Source organism: Rhodanobacter sp. UC4438_H5 (assembly GCF_052978405.1).
On sequence record NZ_CM129672.1, the window covers coordinates 1,836,793 to 1,855,970 of the forward strand.

15 protein-coding genes and 2 tRNA genes are annotated in these 19,178 nt (G+C 67.0%); 4 read left to right on the top strand and 13 right to left on the bottom strand.

What is annotated here, in order from left to right; genetic code table 11:
• Positions 1-43: 43 nt before the first annotated feature.
• The 13 genes from secF to ACVCL9_RS08805 form a co-directional block, all read right to left on the bottom strand.
• The gene (gene secF, locus ACVCL9_RS08745) at positions 44-1,006 is read right to left on the bottom strand and encodes a protein translocase subunit SecF (protein ID WP_395119703.1); all 963 of its coding nucleotides are present in this window, start codon (positions 1,004-1,006) and stop codon (positions 44-46) included.
• A 120-nt stretch (positions 1,007-1,126) separates the two neighbouring features.
• Positions 1,127-3,010: a protein translocase subunit SecD gene (gene secD, locus ACVCL9_RS08750; RefSeq protein ID WP_395119704.1), complete on the bottom strand. Its 1,884-nt coding sequence runs from the start codon at positions 3,008-3,010 to the stop codon at positions 1,127-1,129.
• Positions 3,011-3,168: 158 nt separating this feature from the next.
• Entirely contained in the window at positions 3,169-3,495 is a 327-nt protein-coding gene (yajC, locus tag ACVCL9_RS08755) for a preprotein translocase subunit YajC (RefSeq protein WP_395119705.1), read from the bottom strand.
• Positions 3,496-3,695: 200 nt separating this feature from the next.
• Positions 3,696-4,823 (bottom strand): tRNA guanosine(34) transglycosylase Tgt, encoded by a 1,128-nt coding sequence (gene tgt / locus ACVCL9_RS08760; protein ID WP_447098398.1) that lies wholly within the window; start codon positions 4,821-4,823, stop codon positions 3,696-3,698.
• A gap of 95 nt (positions 4,824-4,918) precedes the next feature.
• A complete protein-coding gene (gene queA / locus ACVCL9_RS08765; RefSeq protein WP_395121219.1) occupies positions 4,919-5,950 on the bottom strand; it encodes a tRNA preQ1(34) S-adenosylmethionine ribosyltransferase-isomerase QueA in 1,032 nt (343 codons plus the stop codon).
• 96 nt (positions 5,951-6,046) lie between these two features.
• Positions 6,047-7,267, bottom strand: a complete 1,221-nt coding sequence (locus ACVCL9_RS08770) for an RtcB family protein (protein ID WP_447098397.1) — start codon at positions 7,265-7,267, stop codon at positions 6,047-6,049.
• Positions 7,268-7,321: 54 nt separating this feature from the next.
• Positions 7,322-8,446, bottom strand: coding sequence for a slipin family protein (locus tag ACVCL9_RS08775; RefSeq protein WP_447098396.1), 1,125 nt, complete (start codon positions 8,444-8,446; stop codon positions 7,322-7,324).
• Positions 8,447-8,842: 396 nt separating this feature from the next.
• Positions 8,843-8,915, bottom strand: a tRNA-Thr gene (locus ACVCL9_RS08780).
• Positions 8,916-8,986 (bottom strand) — tRNA-OTHER (locus ACVCL9_RS08785).
• A gap of 626 nt (positions 8,987-9,612) precedes the next feature.
• A complete protein-coding gene (locus ACVCL9_RS08790; RefSeq protein WP_395119709.1) occupies positions 9,613-10,218 on the bottom strand; it encodes a response regulator transcription factor in 606 nt (201 codons plus the stop codon).
• Between the two features lie 63 nt (positions 10,219-10,281).
• The gene (locus tag ACVCL9_RS08795; RefSeq protein WP_447098395.1) at positions 10,282-11,514 is read right to left on the bottom strand and encodes a sensor histidine kinase; all 1,233 of its coding nucleotides are present in this window, start codon (positions 11,512-11,514) and stop codon (positions 10,282-10,284) included.
• 15 nt (positions 11,515-11,529) lie between these two features.
• Complete coding sequence (locus ACVCL9_RS08800) at positions 11,530-12,309, bottom strand: ABC transporter permease (RefSeq protein ID WP_447098394.1); 780 nt, start codon at positions 12,307-12,309, stop codon at positions 11,530-11,532.
• A 1-nt stretch (position 12,310) separates the two neighbouring features.
• Entirely contained in the window at positions 12,311-13,240 is a 930-nt protein-coding gene (locus ACVCL9_RS08805; protein ID WP_447098393.1) for an ABC transporter ATP-binding protein, read from the bottom strand.
• 293 nt (positions 13,241-13,533) lie between these two features.
• Between ACVCL9_RS08805 and ACVCL9_RS08810 the strand changes: the two genes are divergently transcribed.
• From ACVCL9_RS08810 to ACVCL9_RS08825, 4 genes are all read left to right on the top strand, one after another.
• Positions 13,534-15,030: an aminotransferase class III-fold pyridoxal phosphate-dependent enzyme gene (locus ACVCL9_RS08810; protein WP_447098392.1), complete on the top strand. Its 1,497-nt coding sequence runs from the start codon at positions 13,534-13,536 to the stop codon at positions 15,028-15,030.
• A 154-nt stretch (positions 15,031-15,184) separates the two neighbouring features.
• Positions 15,185-15,541: a PsiF family protein gene (locus tag ACVCL9_RS08815; protein WP_447098391.1), complete on the top strand. Its 357-nt coding sequence runs from the start codon at positions 15,185-15,187 to the stop codon at positions 15,539-15,541.
• A gap of 97 nt (positions 15,542-15,638) precedes the next feature.
• Positions 15,639-16,280, top strand: coding sequence for a uracil phosphoribosyltransferase (gene upp, locus ACVCL9_RS08820; RefSeq protein WP_447098390.1), 642 nt, complete (start codon positions 15,639-15,641; stop codon positions 16,278-16,280).
• A gap of 106 nt (positions 16,281-16,386) precedes the next feature.
• Complete coding sequence (locus tag ACVCL9_RS08825; RefSeq protein ID WP_447098389.1) at positions 16,387-19,131, top strand: lamin tail domain-containing protein; 2,745 nt, start codon at positions 16,387-16,389, stop codon at positions 19,129-19,131.
• Positions 19,132-19,178 lie beyond the last annotated feature (47 nt).

Here is a 19,178-nt window from a genome sequence, read left to right on the forward strand (position 1 = left end):
GGGCATGGCCGGGCCTCTCGTCTGGCTCGTGCCGCGCGGTCGGTCAGGGGCGGCGCGCCAGCTCCGGGTTGTCGCGGGTGACCGGCATCAGGTCCTTCTTCGAGACGCCCAGCCACAGCAGGATCGGGCTGGCCACGAAGATCGAGGACAGCGTGCCGACCACGATGCCGATCAGCATGGTGATGGCGAAGCCGTGCACGGCCGGGCCGCCCAGCAGCCACATCGCGCCCATGGTGATGCCGGTGAACAGCGAGGTGATGATGGTTCGCGACAGGGTGTTGTTGATCGAGCGGTTGAGGATCTCCTCCGGCTCGGCCTTGCGCGCGAGGCGGAACAGCTCGCGGATGCGGTCGAACACCACGACCTTGTCGTTGATCGAGTAGCCGATCACCGCCAGCACCGAGGCCAGCACGGTCATGTCGAATTCGCGCTGCACCAGCGCGATGACGCCGAGCGTGACCAGCGTGTCGTGGATTTCGGTCGCCACCGCGGCGATCGCGAAGCGGCGCTCGAAGCGGATCCACAGGTAGGCCATGATGCCCAGGATCACCAGCAAGGCCGCCCAGGTACCGTCCGATTTCAGCTCCGCGCCGACCTGCGCGCTGACGAAGTCGCGGCTCTTCAGCTTGGCGTCCGGTCGCGCCGCGTGGAGCTTCGCCATCACGTCGGCGGAGACACGGTCGAGGTTGACCGTGCCGTTGGCCAGGATCGCCTCCGGATCATCCTTGGCCTGGAACCGGATCGACACCTCGCGGGTGCCGCCCAGGCTCTGCACCACAGCGTCCTCGAAGCCGCCCTTGGCCAGCGCGCCGCGCACGTCGGCGATCTCCACCGGCTGGTCGTAGTTGACCAGCATCGACACGCCGCCGGTGAAATCCAGCCCGTAGTTGAGCCCGCGGGTGGCGATCAGCACGATCGAGCCGATCATCAGCAGGATCGCCAGGCCGACCGTGTACTTGCGCATCCCCAGGAAGTGGATGTTGCTGTCGTGATTGAAGATTTCCATGGCAATTCTCTGTGTGGACGTTCCGTTCCGGTCAAGCGGCCCTCATGGCCGCACGATCAATTCAGGGAGTCCCTTTCCGGCGAAAGCGGCCGTCCGGGGCCGCACTGTTCGACGCGACGCCTAGACCGACAGGGTCTTGAGCTTGCGGTGGCCGTGGATCGCCGCAGTGAACGCATGGGTCAGCGTCACCGAGGTGAACAGCGAGGTCAGGATGCCGATCATCAGCGTGACGCCGAAGCCCTTGATCGCGCCGGTGCCCATCGTGGTCAGCGCCAGCGCCGCGATCAGGTGGGTGACGTTGGCGTCCAGAATGGTCGACCAGGCCTTCTCGTAGCCGGCGTAGATCGCCGCGTGCGGCGTGGAGCCGTTGCGCAGCTCCTCGCGCACGCGTTCGCAGATCAGCACGTTGGCGTCGATCGCCATGCCCAGGGTGAGCACGATGCCGGCGATGCCGGGCATGGTCAGGGTCACCCCGATCAGCGACATCACCGCCACCAGGATCACCAGGTTGAAGAACAGCGCGATGTCCGCGACCAGGCCGAACAGCTTGTAGTAGACCGCGGCGGCCAGCAGCACCAGGGCCAGGCCCAGCATCACCGACTTGAAGCCCTTGTCGATGTTGTCCGCACCCATGCTGGAACCGATCACGCCTTCCTCGATGATGTCCACCGGAGCAGCGAACGCGCCACCCTTGAGCAGCAGCGCCAGGTCGGATGCTTCCTTCGGGCTGCCCAGGCCGGTGGTCTGGAATTGCCGGCCGAACGGGCTGGCGATGTTGGCGTCGTTGATCACCGACTCGGTGACCTTCGGAACGCGCACTTCCTTGCCGTCGATCATCTTGGTCTCGGTCACGCGCTCGACGTAGACCACCGCCATCGGCTTGCCGACGTTCGCGTTGGTGAAATCGCTCATCTTGCGCGCGCCGGCGGCATTGAGCGTGACGTCGACCTTGGGCGTGCCGCTCTGCTGGTCGATGCCCGAGGAGGCGTCGACCAGCTCCTTGCCGGTCACGATCACCTTCTTGCTGACCAGCACCGGCAGGCCGGTGCCGCGCATGTGGTAGAGGTTGGCGTCCGGCGGGATGTTGCCGGTCTTCTCCGCCTCGCGCGCCTGCGGATCGCCGGGGTGGCCGATGCCGGGGCGGTATTCCAGGGTGGCCACGGTGCCGATCAGCTTCTTCGCCTCGGCCGGGTCCTGCACGCCGGCGAGGTCGACCACGATGTGATTCTCGCCCTGCTGCTGGATCAGCGGCTCGGACACGCCCAGCGCGTTGATGCGGTTGCGCAGCGTCTGCAGGTTCTGGGTGATCGCGCCGCGGCCGATGTCGCGCAGCTTGTCGGGCTTGATCACCGCATTGAGCACGAAACGGTCGCCGGTGCTGGGACCGTTGGACACCAGCAAGTCGGTGTACTCGTTGGCGATCGCGTCTGCGGCCTTGGCGCGGTCGTCCTCCGAGCGCAGCACCACGGCGACGCCCTTGCCACGCACGGAATTGCGCGCCACCGATTCATAGCGGATCTTCTTGTCGCGCAGCAGGCTGCGGATGTCGTCGGCGTAGCTGCTCTCCTGCTTGTCGATGACGTCGTTCTGGTCGACCTGCATCAGGAAGTGCACGCCGCCCTGCAGGTCCAGGCCCAGCGGCATGGAACGGGCACCGATCATGCCCAGCCACTCCGGCACGGTGGACTGCAGCTTGAACGCCACCGTGTACTTGTCGCCGAGCAGCGCCTTGATCGCGTCCGAGCCGCTCTTCTGCACGTCGGTGTCGGCGAAGGTGGCAAGCAGGCTGTCGCCTTCCACCACGACCTCGCCGAAGGCGATGCGCTTCTGGGTCAGCGTGTCGATGACCTTCTGGCGTACGGCCTGGTCGATTGCCGGCGCACCGCGATTGGCGCTCACCTGAACGGCGGGCACGGGAACAAAGGCGTTCGGCAGCGCGTAGATCACGCCGAACACCATCACCAGCGCGACCAGCGCGTATTTCCAGCGGGGAAAATCAGTCATGATCCGGTCCTTTGCGATCATCCATGATCGCGAACGTCAAGAAGCGGCCATCCATGGCCGAAGCATGTTTTTGCGATCGTCCCTGATCGCGAACGTCAAGAAGCGGCCATCCATGGCCGCGCTATTCGAAAAGGCCCCGCCCCTGGACATCCCATGGCTCAAGCTGACTTCAGCGAGCCCTTGGGCAGCACCTGCTGCACGGCACCCTTCTGCAGCTTCACCTTCACGTTCGGCGCGATCTCGACCGTGACGAAGGTGTCGCCCACTTCTTCCACGCGCCCGGCCAGGCCGCCGTTGGTGACCACTTCGTCGCCCTTGGCCAGCGCGGCGATCAGGGCGCGGTGCTCCTTCTGCCGCTTCATCTGCGGCCGGATCATCATGAAATACATCAGGCCGAACAGCACCACCATCATGATGATCATGGACATGCCGCCGCCCTGCTGCGGCGTGGCTTGGGCAATCACGGGGGAAAGCGGAAAACTCATCTTCGCGTCTCGCAAGTTGTGGCGCCATCAGCGATTTCCGCCGAACGCCCGATAAAAGATTCTCGATTATGCCTTGCGGGAGGTGTCGGAGTCACCTTTCGCGAGCGAAAGGCGACTCCGCCCCCCGGTGGCGGTAGGAGTCCACCCTGCGGGCGATGGTTCCCGATCCGGGGAAAAGGCATCGCCCACAGGGCGGGCTGCTACGGGATCGCTGCGCCCTGGCGGCAGGCGTAGAACCGTGCGACGAATGCTTCCAGCGCCCGATCGGCGATCGCCGCGCGCAAATCCGCCATCAGCCGCTGGTAGTAGCGCAGGTTGTGCATGGTGGCCAGCTGGCTGCCGAGGATCTCGTTGCAGCGGTCGAGGTGGCGCAGGTAGGCGCGGCTGAACCCGTGGCTGCAGGCGTAGCAGTCGCAGCCTTCCTCGATCACCGCGGTGTCGCTGGCGTACTTCGCATTGCGGATGCGCAGCGTGCCCGCGGCGGTGAACAGGAAGCCGTTGCGCGCGTTGCGGGTAGGCATCACGCAGTCGAACATGTCGATGCCGCGGCGCACTGCTTCCACGATGTCCTCCGGCCGGCCCACGCCCATCAGGTAGCGCGGCTTTTCCGCCGGCAGCAGGGGTACGGTGAAGTCCAGCGCGTGGTTGCGCTCGGCCTCCGGTTCGCCCACCGCCAGGCCGCCGATCGCGTAGCCGTCGAAGCCGAGCTTCACCAGCCCTTCCGCGGAGCGTCGGCGCAGGGTTTCGTAGACGCTGCCCTGCACGATGCCGAACAGCGAGTTCGGATTCTGCAAATCGTCGAACGCGCGGCGCGAGCGCTCGGCCCAGCGCAGGCTGAGCTCCATCGAATCGGCCGCCACCTTCTCCGTCGCCGGGTACGGCGTGCACTCGTCGAAGATCATCGCGATGTCCGAATCCAGCGTCTTCTGGATCTGCATCGACACTTCCGGCGACAGGAACACCTTCGAGCCGTCCACCGGCGAGGCGAAGGTCACGCCTTCCTCCGTGATCTTGCGCTTGTGCGCCAGCGAGAACACCTGGAAGCCGCCCGAATCGGTGAGGATGGGCTTGTCCCAGCCGATGAAGCGGTGCAGCCCGCCGAACTTCTCCACGATCTCCAGCCCGGGTCGCAGGAACAGGTGGAACGTGTTGCCCAGGATGATCTCGGCACCGGTATCGGCAACGTCGCGCGGCGTCATCGCCTTGACCGAGCCATAGGTGCCCACCGGCATGAACGCCGGCGTCTCCACCGTGCCACGGGCAAACGTGAGGCGGCCGCGGCGGGCGGCGCCGTCGGTGGCGTGAAGGTCGAACTGGAGGGAGGTCATCCAGCCATTATCGCGGGTTTGCCCCGTTCCGCCCATCGCCACACCGTGTGTGCAGGAGCCCGCTGGCGGGCTCCTGCAACCATGCAACGTATCGCTCAGGCGCCGTGCGGCAGGATCAGCATGGCGTCGCCGTAGGAGAAGAAGCGGTAGCGCTGCTCGACCGCGTGGCGATACGCGTCCAGCATGAACTCGCGCCCGGCCAGTGCCGACACCAGCATCAGCAGGGTCGACTGCGGCAGGTGGAAGTTGGTGAGCAGGCCGTCGATGCTGCTGAAGCGGTAGCCGGGGAAGATGAAGATCTGCGTCTCGCCGGCGAACGGATGCACCTGGCCATCCTTGCTGGCGCTTTCCAGCGCGCGCACCACCGTGGTGCCGACCGCGATCACCCGCCCTCCGCTGGCGCGCGTGCGTCGGATTTGCTCGACCAGGTGCGCGCCGACATTGAGCCACTCGGTGTGCATGTGGTGATCTTCGAGATTGACCGCGCGCACGGGCTGGAAGGTGCCGGCGCCCACATGCAGGGTGATGTAGCCGAACTCGACGCCGCGCTCGCGCAGCTGGTCCAGGATCGCCTCGTCGAAATGCAGGCCGGCGGTGGGCGCAGCGACCGCGCCGGGCTCGCGCGCGAACACGGTCTGATAGCGCTCCATGTCGCTGGCGTCGGCGTGCCGCTCGATGTACGGCGGCAACGGCATCTCGCCCAGCTTCAGCAGCAGCTTCTCCAGCGGCTCCGGCGCCTCGAAGCGCAGCCGGAAGAAACCTTCGTCGCGGCCCAACACCACGGCATGGCTGCCGTCGGCCAGTTCGATCCGTGCGCCCTCCTTGGGCTTCTTGCTGACGCCCAATTGCACGGTGGCCTCATGCGCGCCGGTAACCCGCTCGATCAGGATCTCCACCGCACCGCCGGTGTCCTTGCGCCCGTACAGCCGCGCCGGCAGCACGCGGGTGTCGTTGAACACCAGCAGGTCGCCCGGACGCAGGAAGTCGGGCAGCTCGCGAAACATGCGGTCCTGCCGCGACTGCGCGGCCACGTCGAGCAGCAACAGGCGACTGGCCGAACGCTCGGGCAACGGGGCCTGCGCGATCAGCTCATGCGGCAGGTCAAAATCGAAATCGGACTTCTTCAAGGCTGCGGCCGGCATCGGAAAACGGGACATTATCCCGCAGCCGGCGCGCCGGGGCACGCGCGAAAAGACGCCGCCCCTCGCGGAGCGGCGCCGGCTTCATCCCTTCACGCACAGCACCTGGCGCAGCGTGTGCACCACGTCGACCAGGTCGGACTGCGCCGCCATAACCGCGTCGATCGACTTGTACGCCGCCGGCGATTCGTCGATCACCGCCGCGTCCTTGCGGCATTCGACATGGGCGGTGGCCTCCCGATGCTGCGCCAGCGTGATCCGCTGGCGCGCCGCGGTACGGCTCATCACCCGGCCCGCGCCGTGGCTGCAGCTGTGGAAACTTTCCGGATTGCCCTTGCCACGCACGATGTAGCTGCACGTACCCATGCTGCCCGGGATGATGCCCAGCTCGCCGGCCCGCGCGCTCACCGCACCCTTGCGGGTCACCAGCAAGTCCTCGCCACCGTGCGTTTCCTTCCGCACGTAGTTGTGGTGACAGTTCACCGCCAGCTTTTCCAACTGGAACTTCGGCAGCCGGTGGCGCATCTCGGCCAACACCCGCGCCATCATCGCCTCGCGGTTGGCCTGGGCGTAGTCCTGCGCCCAAGACACCGCTTCCACGTAGTCGTCGAACAATGCTTCGCCTTCCATGAAGAAGGCCAGGTCTCTGTCCAGCAGGTCGAAACCCAGCACGCGCTGCGCCAGCTCCTCGCGCGCCCGCTCGATGAAGTAGCTGCCAATCAGGTTGCCGGTGCCGCGCGAACCCGAGTGCAACATCACCCACACGGCGTCCGATTCGTCGAGGCAGACCTCGATGAAGTGGTTACCACCGCCCAGCGTGCCGATCTGCCGGCCCAGCTTGTCGGTGCGGATCTTGCGATGCTTCGCCTTGATTGCTTCCAGCCGCGCGACCAGCCCGGATTGCGCCAGTTGCGTCTCAATGCTGTCCGGCAGCTTGTGATGGTCGCCACCACGGCCGTTGCCGACCGGCACGCCGCGCTCGATGCTGGAACGCAGCTGGGCCAGGTTGTCCGGCAGGTCGCTGGCGCGCAGCGTGGTGCGCACCGCGGCCATGCCGCAGCCGATGTCCACGCCGACCGCAGCCGGGATGATCGCGCCCCGCGTGGGCACGACTGAACCGACCGTCGCGCCCTTGCCCAGGTGCACGTCGGGCATCACCGCGACCCACGGACCGACAAACGGCAGCATGGCGATGTTGCGCAGCTGCTGCCTCGCGGCATCTTCCAGCGGCACGCCATGCACCCAGCCCTTGATCGGCGTGGCGCTGCCTTCGGCATGCAGAAACTCGTACTGTTGGTTGCTCATCTCTTCTTTCCTTGAATGGATCGCGGCGAGCGCTTCCGTGCGATCGCCGCGAGGTTACTGCTTGAGGCTCACCAGCTGGTTCAGCACGCCGTCCAGGCCGCCGAACACGGTGAGCTTGTCGATCTTCTCGGTGACCTTCTCCAGAGCCTCCATCTCCTTCAGACGCATCAGCACCGGGCTCTCCTCGATCAGCCGCGCGGTGTTGAGCAGCGAACGGGTGGCGTTCGACTCCTCGCGCCGGCGGATCACGTTGGCCTGGGCCGCCTTCTCCGCCTGCACCACGCTGTTCAGGATGTCCTTCATCTCACCCGGCAGGATCACGTCCTTGACGCCCACGCCGAGCACTTCCACGCCCAGCTCGACGACACGGCCGCGCACGTAGGCAAAGATGTCCGCGTCCAGCGAAGCCTTGTCGCCCAGCAGCTCGTCCAGCGTCTTGCCGGACACCGCCTTGCGCAAGCCGTATTGCAGCTCGCGATAGACGTAGTCGCCGTACTTGACCACCTTGGTGCGCGCGGCGACCGGATCGGTCACGCGCAGGCTGGCGGCCAGGTTCACCCGCAGGCTCACCTTGTCGCGGGTCAGCAGTTCCTGGCCCGACACCTCCAGCGATTGCACGCGCAGCTCGACCACCTCGGCCGCCACGTTCTTCTGGAAATTCCAGAACGCCCAGGCCCCCGGAGCCAGCGTACGCACCAGCTTGCCGTCGATGAACAGCAGGCCTGCCGACTCCGTCGGCACGTCCACCGTCACCGCGACCTTGCCGAGCACGCCCAGCTGGCGCAGTCGGCTGGCCACGCGCACATCGACTTCCAGCGTTTCCGCCAGCGACACCGCCTGCACCTCGACTGGCACCAGGCCCTTCCAGTAGAGCTTGCGCGTACCCGGTGCCAGCACGTCCTCCAGCTTGCCGTTCTTGAGCACCAGGCCAACCTGCTGCGTGCCGATGTCGGCCCCGTCGAAGCATTCGGCCAGCGCGCCGTCCATCAGCGCCATCAGCACGTCGGTGTCGGCGCCGGTGTACTCCAGCTTGGCCAGGTTGTGCACGCTGGCCGCGATACGCTTGCGCGGGTCGACAAAGTGGTAGACGCCCGGCGGCAGTACGCGCTGGAAACGACGGTTGCGATACAGCAAGCCGCGCTCGCCGTCGCCGATCACGATTTGCTTGATCCAGAACATGTTGATACTCCTTCGTCAATCCTTGTTTCGATCCGTGGGATAAGCCGACTGCGTCGCCGGATCGGTACGACGCATTAACATTGCGGATAATCGGGCCGCAAAAGCCCCTCCCTCGCGGGATAATCGACGTCATGCGCCGATGAAAGCGAATAAGGCGGAAACGCCTCCTGACGATAATGGGGCGAAGCCGACGTGCCTTGGCGGGGAACCGGATATTCCGGCGAATGCCTGCAAGACAATCGCTTCGATATCCGCTTGCCCGCTGTCGGGACGTGGGCCCGGCCCCGCCACCGCCGCCTTGCCTGATCCGCAAACCCTCCGTGGCTTGCAGGCCAGGCGCCGCACGAGGCGTTTCCTGGTCGGAACTTTCGTTCCTGGTCATGACGTGACAGGTCATGGTTTGGAGCGGGAGTCGAACCCGCGACACTCGGTTTACAAGACCGATGCTCTACCCCTCTGAGCTATCCAGTGGCCGACGTGCCGGAATCGAACCGGCGTTTGCAGGAACGAACCTGCCGCTCTACCGCTGAGCCAACGTCGTCGTTGTGGAACACCGCCCGGCAGACCCCGGCATACGCCGCCGGCAAAGCCGCGCGCACCGGATGGGGCTTGAGCCCATGCCGCTGGAGCCGGTCGGTTCGATGTTCCCGATTGCCGGCTGTCACCAACCGGCAATAGGTGCGGGCATGGTTGCCCGATACGTGGTGATCCGTTTCTCGCACAGCCCGCGCCGAAGCACCGGGACGCAGCGCGCAAGCGCCTTCGCAGCTGCGCCCCTGCCTCGGCCATGGCTGACCGGATGCCTCAGGGCGAAACGGATTCCGCAAACCTTGTTCGATGCATGCGCATCCCCTGCGAACGGCAAAAACAAGACGCCCCCGGGGTTGGCGACCCGAGGGCGTTCGCGTTGCCTCGGGAGATCGGGGTGACCGATCTCCGCAAAGGGATCAGTCGATTATCGGCAGACGATTGCCAAGTCGAGCCATTCGCCGCGCATGAACAGGCCTGCATCGCGGCAATACTGCGACGTGCATGGTGTGCTCATCTGGGTTATGCGGAACGACATGAAAACTCTTTTATCTGATGGTCGCCAAAAGGCGAGGGCTGCGGACGTTACACCTATTAACAACCACGCGCAAGCATTTTTTATCGAATATCGGAAAAACTTACAACCAGCCTTTTTGCCGCGCCAGCCGATACGCCTCGATGCGGTTGCCGACGCCGAGTTTGCCGATCGCTTCGGACAGATAATTGCGCACGGTGCCGTGCGAGAGGTTGAGTTTTGCGGCGATGTCGCCGGCGGATTGGCCCTCGCCGGCGAGGCGCAGCACCTGGCGTTCGCGATCGTTCAGCGGGTCGGCTTCGGACCAGGCTTCCAGCGCCAGCTGCGGGTCGATCGCGCGACCACCGCGGTGTACGGTGCGCAACGCCTCGGCGAGGTTCTCGGCGGGAGCGTCCTTCAGCAGGTAGCCCGACACGCCGGCATCCAGCGCGCGACGAAGGAAGCCCGGGCGGGCGAAGGTGGTGACGATGATGACCTTCACCGGCAGCTCGTCGTGACGCTGGATGCGCTGGGCCAGTTCCAGTCCGGTGAGGCCGGGCATCTCGATATCGGTGACCAGCACATCGGGCTTCAGGCGCTGCATCTCACGCCACGCCGCCTCGCCGTCGGGTGCGGAGCCGAGCACCTCCATGTCCGGCTCCAGGCTCAGCAGCGCCGACAGTGCGCCGCGCACCATCGCCTGGTCCTCGGCCAGCAGCACGCGGATCATGCGGCGCCTCGTGGCGATTGCTTCAGCGGCATTGGAAAAGCTCCATCGTGATGGCTTCGATCGTCAGGCGGCCGAATGCCCACCCTGCGCCGCGGGCGCCACGCCGCCGGCAGCGGTCGCTGGCATGGCGACCAGTCGCAGCACCGGCAGCGGCGCGCTGACCAGCATGGTCGTGCCGCCGCGCAACGGCGAGCTGATCTCCAGCGTGCCGCCCAGCGAGCGCACGCGCTCGCGCATGCCGCGCAGGCCGTTGCCGGCGCCGTCGATGCCGCCGCGGCCGTTGTCACGGATACTCATGCGCACGCTGGCAGGCTCGCGCACGAAATCGACGTTCGCGCAACTTGCCGCCGCGTGGCGCGCGATATTGGTCGCCGCCTCGCGCAGGATCAGCGAGAGGCTGCGTTCGGTGTCTTGCGGCAAGTCGGTCGGCGGTGCCGCGTATTCCATGCACACCCCGGAGGATTCCAGCAGCAGCCGCGCCGAGGCCAGCTCGGCCGCCAGGTCGGTGGCGTGGATGCCGCTGACCGCACTGCGCACTTCGGCAAGGGCGTGACGCGCCACCTTCTCCGCCTCTTCCACTTCGCGCCTGGCCGCCGCATGGTCCCGGTCGAACAGCTTGCGCGACAACTCCAGCTTCAGCGTGATCAGCGACAGGGTATGACCCAGCAGATCGTGCAGGTCGCGGCCGATGCGCTCGCGCTCGGCAGTGGCCGCCAGCCGACGCACTTCTTCGTGCGAGAGCCGCAGCTGCGCGTCCTTCTCCTCGCTGCCATGCTCGGCCTTGATGATGATGCCGATGATGAACGAGGTCAGCGGGATGGAGAACACGGCCTGCCATGGGTAACCGAGCAGCGAGGTCTCGGCCAGCAACACCACATTGAGCCCGGCCAGCCAGCCGAGATAGGCGCGGAAACGACCCACGCTGGTGCAGAGCATCACGCAGCCATAGATGAAATAGGTCAGCCCGCTGGGATACCAGGGCAGCAACGACATGCTCAGCAGCACCAACGCGAGGGCGCCGGCGCGGACCTGCGCACGCGGCCCCGCGATGCACCGGTAATACAGCAGCAGGAACAGCGGATAGCTAACCAGAGTGGTGACGACCCAGCGCGTGCTCCAGCCGTCGTTGTTCCACACCGGCACGACGAAGATCCACGCCGACCACAACAGGTGCACAGCATCCACCCACGGCGATTTGCCGCGATGCATGCTGCGCGCCGCCGCGGAGTCCGGCGCCGGGGTCAGAAACTGGACGATGCGCTGGTGCATGACGCCAGGCTCCCGCAGATTGGCCATGAGGGTGATCCTACTTCAACCGTTCCGGTGCAAACGCCGCGCCGCCAGCCACAGGAAAACCTCAGCGAAACCGGCCAGCGCCAGCACGTGGCCCAGCACAGGGCCATGGTTCAGACCCACCGCCGCCTGGGTCAGCTGGTTGAGGTGATAGCTGGGCCAGACGGGCGCGATCTGTTGCAGCATCCGCGGCAACATCGACAGCGGCAGCCACAGGCCGGACAGGAACGCCATCGGCAGATAGACCAGGTTGAGCAGCCCCGGCGCGCCCTGCCCCTTGAGCAAGGTGCCGACGAACATGCCCAGCGCGCAGAACGGCAGCACGCCGAAAGCACCGGTGGCGACCAGCGCCAGCATCTGGCCCCACGACAGACTGACGTGCGCCAGGAAGATGCCGATCAGCAGCAGCAGCGCGATCACCACGGTGGCCGCGATCATGGCCATCACCATCTTGCCCAGCAGGTAGGCGCCAGGCGGCATCGGCAAGGCACGCTTGAGCGTGAGCAGGCCGCCATCGCGCTCGATCGCCAGCGAGACGCCGAAGCCGAACAGGCCCGGTCCGATGATGCCGAACGCACCATAGCTGGCCAGCAGGTAGCGCGACGCCTCGCCCTGGTTCAGCAACACGCCGAACATCACGTAGAACACCGTCGAGAACAGCGTCATCGGCAGAATGAAACCCGGCGCGCGCAGGTAGCGCAGGCATTCGCTGCGCATCTCGGCCAGGTAGGCGCTCAGCACGCGCCGGCGCGACATCGGCATCGCGGCGGCAAGCGGAATCGACATGGCTTGATCCATCTCAGGCAACCTCGCGGCGTGTTTCGGGCAAGCCCTGTTCGGCCTCGCGGGTGAGTTCGGTGAATGCCTCGGCCAGGCCGGCGCGCTGCACTTCCAGCTCGCTCAGTTGCGGGTCGGCGTCGAGCAGGCGGCGTACCACCGCTTCGGCCGCGTCGGTGGTCACGTGCAGGCGGTCCTGGCGCCGTTCCGCCGCGGTGACCGCAGGCCAGCCGCCGACCACGCCGGCATCCACCGTGCTGACGCAGCGGATGCGCCGGGTCGCGATCCGTGCGCGCAGCGCCTCGACCGTCCCTTCGTGGATCACCCGCCCGCGCGCCATCACGCAGACCCGGTCGGCCAGCGCCTCGGCTTCCTCCAGGTAATGCGTGGTCAGCAGCACCGCGCAGCCTTCGGCCCGCAATTGGCTGATCGCCGCCCACAGCCTCTGCCGCGCCTCGATGTCCATGCCCACGGTCGGCTCGTCCAGGAACAGCAGCTCGGGCCGGCCGCACAGCGCCAGCGCGAACTGCACGCGCCGCTGCTGGCCGCCGGACAGCTTCGCGTAGGGGCGAGCCAGCAGGTCGTCGACACCGGCCATGCGGGCGCTCTCCGCCATGCTGCGGGGGGCCGGGTAATAGCTCGCAATCAGACGCAACAGTTCGCCCACCCGCAGCGTGCCGGGCAGTTCGGCGTGCTGCAGCATCACGCCGATGCGCCGGCGTGCGCGGACACCCCGGGGATCGCGCCCGAACAGCTCGACCGTGCCGGCATCGGCGCGCAGCAAGCCCAGCAGCAGGCTGATCGCGGTGGTCTTGCCGGCGCCGTTGGGGCCCAGCAGGGCCAGCAACTCGCCACGGCGCAGTTGCAAACCGGCATTGTCCAGCGCGACCAGGCGGCCGTAGCGCTTCTCCACGCCGGCCAGCCGGGCCACCACCTGCTCGGAAACAGTCATCGACATGATCCTCCTCGATGCCCGCAGCTTGGGCATTTCGCGGCCGATTGCCCATGCGCCGGCGTCAGTCATCGGGGGTGACAGCCGTCATGCCGGGGGTACCGGAGACCTGCCCGGGCGCGTTATGCTGGGCCAATGATCTTGCGCGACCGGCACGTCCGGGCGCCCCGACGCGGGCTCGCCACGCTGGAATTTGCGCTACGCAAGGATTTCCGGCCCACGACGCCCACGCGCGGATCGAGCGGCCTGCTTCGCGCTGGGTGCGAGGCGCCGACGTCTACGAGGAGAATGTCATGGGTGTGATCAACCAGCTGCGCGAACTGCGCGAATTCGGCGGCAAGCCCCGCACCACCGGCCTGGACGACGCCAGCATCGAGCGCATGGCGGCGAACGATCCGCTGCTGGGCCAGGCAGTCGCCGAGGCCGTCGCGCGCCACCGCGAGCTGCGCGACGAGCTGGGGGATTTCCTCAAGCTCGACGAAGCCGAGCAACTGGCCAAGGCACAGGCGGGTTTCGTCAATTTCTACCCGGACGACGCGATCAACCCGTACCTGCCGGCCGCCGCGCGCGGGCCGTGGATCGTCACGCTGAAGGGCGCCGTGGTGCACGACAACGGCGGCTACGGCATGCTGGGTTTCGGCCACAACGATGCGGCCATCCTGGCGGCGCTGTCGCGCCCGCAGGTGATGGCCAACGTGATGTCGCCCAGCGTGGCGCAGATGCGTTTCACCGCCGCACTGAACAAGGAGCTCGGCCGCAACCGCGGCAAGAATCCGTACGAACATTACCTGTGCCTCAACTCCGGCTCCGAGTCGGTGTCGCTGGCCTGCCGCATCGCGGACGTCAACGCCAAGGCGATGACCGATGCCGGCGCGCGCCATGCGGGCCGCACGATCAAGCGGCTGGCGGTGAAGGGCGCCTTCCACGGCCGCACCGAGGCGCCGGCGCTGTATTCGGACTCCTCGCGCAAGACCTACCAGCAGAACCTGGCCAGCTATCGCCACGAGGAGAGCGTGATCACGGTGGCGCCGTATGACGTGGCGCAACTGAAGGCCGTGTTCGCCGATGCCGACAGGCACGGCTGGTTCATCGAGGCCATGTTCCTGGAACCGGTGATGGGCGAAGGCGACCCGGGCCGGGCGGTGACGCCGGAGTTCTACAGTGCCGCCCGCGAGCTGACCGAAGCGCACGGCACCCTGCTGCTGGTCGATTCCATCCAGGCCGGGCTGCGCGCACACGGCGTGTTGTCGATCACCGACTACCCCGGTTTCGAGAAACTGCCGGCGCCGGACATGGAAACCTTCTCCAAGGCGCTCAACGCCGGCCAGTACCCGCTGTCGGTGCTGGCGGTGGGCAACCGCGCCGCCGGGTTGTACCGCAAGGGCATCTACGGCAACACCATGACTGCCAACCCGCGCGCACTCGACGTGGCGCTGGCCACGCTGGGCGAATTGACCGATGAGGTGCGGCAGAACATCCGCGAGCGCGGCAAGGAGTTCGTCGACAAGCTTGGCGCGCTCAAGCACGAGCTGGGAGGCCTGATCACCAAGGTGCAGGGCACCGGGCTGTTGTTCTCCTGCGAACTGGCCCCGGAGTACAAATGCTTCGGCGCCGATTCGACCGAGGAATTCATGCGCGAGCACGGCATCGGCGTGATCCATGGCGGCGTCAACTCGCTGCGCTTCACCCCGCATTTCAAGGTCACCAGCGCCGAGGTCGACCTGATCGTCGCCCACGTGCGCAAGGCCTTGCTGGAAGGCCCGCGCAAGGCCAAGGCCGAAGCGGCCTGAGCCGCGCGGCCACCCACACCGGCTGCGGCGAAACACGACGTTTCGCCGCAGCTGAATACTTCATGCACGTAAGAACTTGCCGACTGCCCTGACGGTGTCCCCCTGCCTAGACTGATCCGGCCGGCAGCTGCCGGTCACCCAGGGAGGATTCACCATGTCCATGTCACTGCGCCTGCTTGCCGTCAGCGCCGCCTTCGCCTTTGCCGGCACCGCCTTCGCAGCCAGCCCGGCGACCCCGGCGGCATCCACCAAGCCGCACACTGCCCAGCAGCAGCGGATGATCGACTGCAACCACCAGGCCACCGGCAAGAAGGGCGCCAAGCGCAAGGCGTTCATGAGCTCCTGCCTGAAAGGCCATGCCTCGGCGCCCGCGGCGGCGTCGACCGACACGGCCCAGCACGCGAAGATGAAGAGCTGCAACGCGGACGCCAAGACCAAGGCGCTCAAGGGTGCCGAGCGCAAGGCGTTCATGAGCTCCTGCCTGAAGGGCGGAGCGGCCGCCGCGCCCTGACGCATCGCGGTGCTGTCCATGCCGGCGTGCGTGGACAGCACCGCTTCGCTAAGCTCCCGGACTGTCGCGCCCGGCGCCGCCACCAGACAGTCCACTGATGAAGATCGTCGAAGTCCGCCACCCGCTGATCCGGCACAAACTGGGCCTGATGCGCCGCGCCGGCATCAGCACCAAGGAGTTTCGCGAACTGGCTTCCGAAGTCGCCGCCCTGCTCACCTACGAGGCCACCAAGGATCTGGAGACGGTCGAGGAGGAGATCGAGGGTTGGGCCGGTCCGCTGCGCGTGCATCGGATCAAGGGCCGCAAGATCACCATCGTGCCGATCCTGCGCGCCGGCCTGGGCATGCTGCCCGGCGTGCTCGACATGATTCCGGCGGCCAAGGTCAGCGTGGTCGGCCTGCAACGCGACGAGCACACGCTCAAGCCCGTCACCTACTACGAGAAACTCACCGGCCGCATGGACGAGCGCATCGCGCTGATCGTCGACCCCATGCTGGCCACCGCCGGCACCCTGGTCGCCACCGTGGACATGCTCAAGGCGGCCGGCTGCAAGCGCATCAAGGGGCTGTTCCTGGTCGCCGCGCCGGAAGGGCTCGAACGCATCACCGCGACCCATCCCGATATCGAGATCTACACCGCCTCCATCGACCAGCGGCTCAACGAGAACGGCTACATCCTGCCCGGCCTGGGCGACGCCGGCGACAAGATCTTCGGCACCAAGCAGCTGCCCGCCGGCTGAGCGCCAGATCGCCGCGGAAGCGGCGTGCGCGGTTTCACGGCACGGTCACAAGGCGCCACTAAACTCGGCGCGTTCCGGCTGACCGGGCGCCATCGGGGGAGAAACCATGTTCGCAAAGCTCGCGCAACGCGGCCTGTGGCTGCTGCTGGCCGGCATCGCCTCGACGTTCGCCGCACAGGCTGCCGACGTCAGCATCGACCAATTCCGGGTTCGCGGCCCCGCCGGCGGCAACGACGAGTTCGTCGAACTGTTCAACGCCGGCCCTGCAGCGATTGACTTGTCCGCGTACAAGTTCAACGCCTCCAACGCCAGCGGCACGATCGGCACGCGGCTCACCTTCCCCGCCGGCACGCAACTGGCGTCGGGCTGCCACCTGCTGCTGACCAACAGCGCCAGCGGCGGCTACTCCGGCAGCGTGCCGGGCGATCTCACCTACGCCACCGGTGTCACCGACACCGGCGGCCTGGCCTTGCTCGACGCCGACGGCAACATCGTCGACCAGGTGGGCCTCAGCACCGGTTCGGCCTACAAGGCGGGCACGCCGCTGGCCTCGCTGGGCAGCAGCAATACCGACCAAGGCTACCAGCGGCGGCAGACCGCGGCCGGCCTGCCGCAGAACTCCGGCGACAACAGCGCCGATTTCGTCACCGTGAGTCCGACCCAGCCGCACAACAGCGCCAGCACCTGTGTGGCCATGGGCCCGTCGCTGTCGATTGCCGACGCCAGCATCAGCGTGCACGGCGCCAGCGACGTGGCGATGCCGTTCACCATCACCATGAATGAACCGGCGCCGAGCGGCGGCACCAGCGTGCACGTGGCCACCGCCAACGGCAGCGCCACCGCGGGCGTGGAGTACGAAACGCTCGACACTACCCTCACCATCGCCGCGGGCGAGACCCAGGCCAGCTTCAACGTGGTCGTGCATGGGCGCTCCACGCCGGCCGACGACAAGGACTTCAGCGTCACGCTGAGCGATCCCGGCGACGGCGTGGCGCTGGGCGACGCCACCGCCATCGGCACCATCCACTACGACATCCCGGTGCAGGCGGAGATCTGGCAGATCAACGGCAGCGGGCAGCGGGCGGCCCTGCTCGGCAAGTCGGTGCTGACCTACGGCAACGTGGTCACCGCAGTGGGCCCGCTGGGCTTCACCATGCAGACGCCCGACGCGCGCGCCGACGCCAGCCCGCTGACGTCCAATGGCGTGTACGTGTTCACCAACGCCGCACCGACAGTAAGCGTGGGCGAGGCGGTGGACGTCGCGGCGGTGGTGGACGACTACTACGGCCTCACCGAGTTGAAGAACCCGACGATAAGCGTGGTCGGCCGCCACGTGCGCCTGCCGCGCGCCGTCGTGTTCGACCGGCGCACGCCTTCGCCCGATCCGGACCAGCTCTCCTGCGGCACCACCAATTTCCAGTGCTTCATGAGCATGCGTGTGCGCATCGATCACGGCATGATCAACACCGGCAACAAGCGTTTCAGCAGCGAACCGTATGCGGAGGTCAGCATCACCGCCAATGGCCGGCGCTCGCTGCGCCAGCCCGGCGTGGTGTTCGGCGTGCCGGTGCCTGCGGGCGTGGACCTGCCCAACTGGAGCGGCAACCCGGAAGTGTTCAAGATGAACACTGCCGACTTCGGTGCGGTGCCGCTGAACACGCCGTTCAACGCCGGCAGCACGTTCCGGGCCGAGGGCGTGATCTCCTACGACTTCGGCGCCTACACCTTCATCCCGACGCAGTTCCGGCTGGCGTACGCCGCGCCGATACCACGGCCGGTCTCGCCCACCCCGCTGCTGGCGCTGCGCATCGGCGCGTTCAACATGGAGCGCTTCTGCGACAGCGTGTTCGACACCACCTACAGCTGCAGCGGCGGGAGCAAGGAGCCCACGCCGGACGCCGTCGCGCTGAAGACCCGCCGCCTGTCCAGCTATGTCGGCAGCGTGCTGCAGCTGCCCGACGTGCTGTCGGTGGAGGAAGTGGAAACCCGGCCGCTGCTGCAGGGTCTGGCTACGCAGATCCTTGCCGACTATGGCGTGGCGTACGACGCCTACCTGCTGCCCGGCCACGATCCCAGCGGCATCAACGTCGGATTCCTGGTGCGCCGCGACCACGTGCAGGTGCTCTCGGTGCAGCAACTCGCCGCCGGCGAAACCTGGGACGACGACGGCCACACCGCCTTCATCCACGACCACCCGCCGCTGCTGCTCACCGCGCAGGCAGGCCGCACGCGCTTCCACGTGATTGCCGTGCACATGAAGGCGCGCTCGAACGTCGACGACAATACCGCCGCCGCCGAGCGTGATCGGGAAAAGCGTTTCCTGCAGGCAAAATCGCTGGCCAGCCAGGTGCAGGCGCTGCAGCAGGCCGATCCGCGCATGCCGCTGCTGGTGGTGGGCGACTTCAATGCCTACCAGTTCACCGATGGCTGGACCGACGTGGTGAACCTGGTGGCCGGCCGCTACGACGACAACCAGAACCTGCTCAAGCTCGGCCACAATATCGTGCAGCCGGCGCTGTGGAACGCGGTGAACACGGTGCCGCCCGACGATCGTTACTCGTTCCTTTACACGCAGAACTTCGGCGAGATCCAGGGTTACACCAGGGCCGGCAGCGGCAACCCCGGGCGCACCGTGCCGACCTTCCAGGTGCTGGACCACGCCCTGCTCAACGTGCCGGCGCGGCTGCGCTTCCTGCGCATGCAGTTCGGCCGTGCCGACCTCGACGCGCCGGCGCAGACCGTCGACGACGCCGCCAATGCCAGCGACTGGACGCGGGCGATCGGCGTCTCGGACCATGACGGCTTCGTGGTGGACCTGTTCGTGCCGCTGATCCACCGGCGGCTGCACTGAACACACTGGCGAAGGCCGCCGACCGGCGGCCTTCGCACGTTGACCGG

Bases quoted from the DNA above. Each gene is read 5' to 3' on its own strand.
- yajC (WP_395119705.1), bottom strand. From the start codon at position 3,495: ATGAGTTTTCCGCTTTCCCCCGTGATTGCCCAAGCCACGCCGCAGCAG.
- ACVCL9_RS08810 (WP_447098392.1), top strand. From the start codon at position 13,534: ATGGGTGTGATCAACCAGCTGCGCGAACTGCGCGAATTCGGCGGCAAG.
- ACVCL9_RS08795 (WP_447098395.1), bottom strand. From the start codon at position 11,514: ATGGCCAATCTGCGGGAGCCTGGCGTCATGCACCAGCGCATCGTCCAG.
- upp (WP_447098390.1), top strand. From the start codon at position 15,639: ATGAAGATCGTCGAAGTCCGCCACCCGCTGATCCGGCACAAACTGGGC.
- ACVCL9_RS08805 (WP_447098393.1), bottom strand. From the start codon at position 13,240: ATGACTGTTTCCGAGCAGGTGGTGGCCCGGCTGGCCGGCGTGGAGAAG.
- ACVCL9_RS08800 (WP_447098394.1), bottom strand. From the start codon at position 12,309: ATGGATCAAGCCATGTCGATTCCGCTTGCCGCCGCGATGCCGATGTCG.
- tgt (WP_447098398.1), bottom strand. From the start codon at position 4,823: ATGACCTCCCTCCAGTTCGACCTTCACGCCACCGACGGCGCCGCCCGC.
- ACVCL9_RS08790 (WP_395119709.1), bottom strand. From the start codon at position 10,218: ATGATCCGCGTGCTGCTGGCCGAGGACCAGGCGATGGTGCGCGGCGCA.
- secD (WP_395119704.1), bottom strand. From the start codon at position 3,010: ATGACTGATTTTCCCCGCTGGAAATACGCGCTGGTCGCGCTGGTGATG.
- ACVCL9_RS08825 (WP_447098389.1), top strand. From the start codon at position 16,387: ATGTTCGCAAAGCTCGCGCAACGCGGCCTGTGGCTGCTGCTGGCCGGC.
- ACVCL9_RS08815 (WP_447098391.1), top strand. From the start codon at position 15,185: ATGTCCATGTCACTGCGCCTGCTTGCCGTCAGCGCCGCCTTCGCCTTT.
- ACVCL9_RS08775 (WP_447098396.1), bottom strand. From the start codon at position 8,446: ATGTTCTGGATCAAGCAAATCGTGATCGGCGACGGCGAGCGCGGCTTG.
- secF (WP_395119703.1), bottom strand. From the start codon at position 1,006: ATGGAAATCTTCAATCACGACAGCAACATCCACTTCCTGGGGATGCGC.
- ACVCL9_RS08770 (WP_447098397.1), bottom strand. From the start codon at position 7,267: ATGAGCAACCAACAGTACGAGTTTCTGCATGCCGAAGGCAGCGCCACG.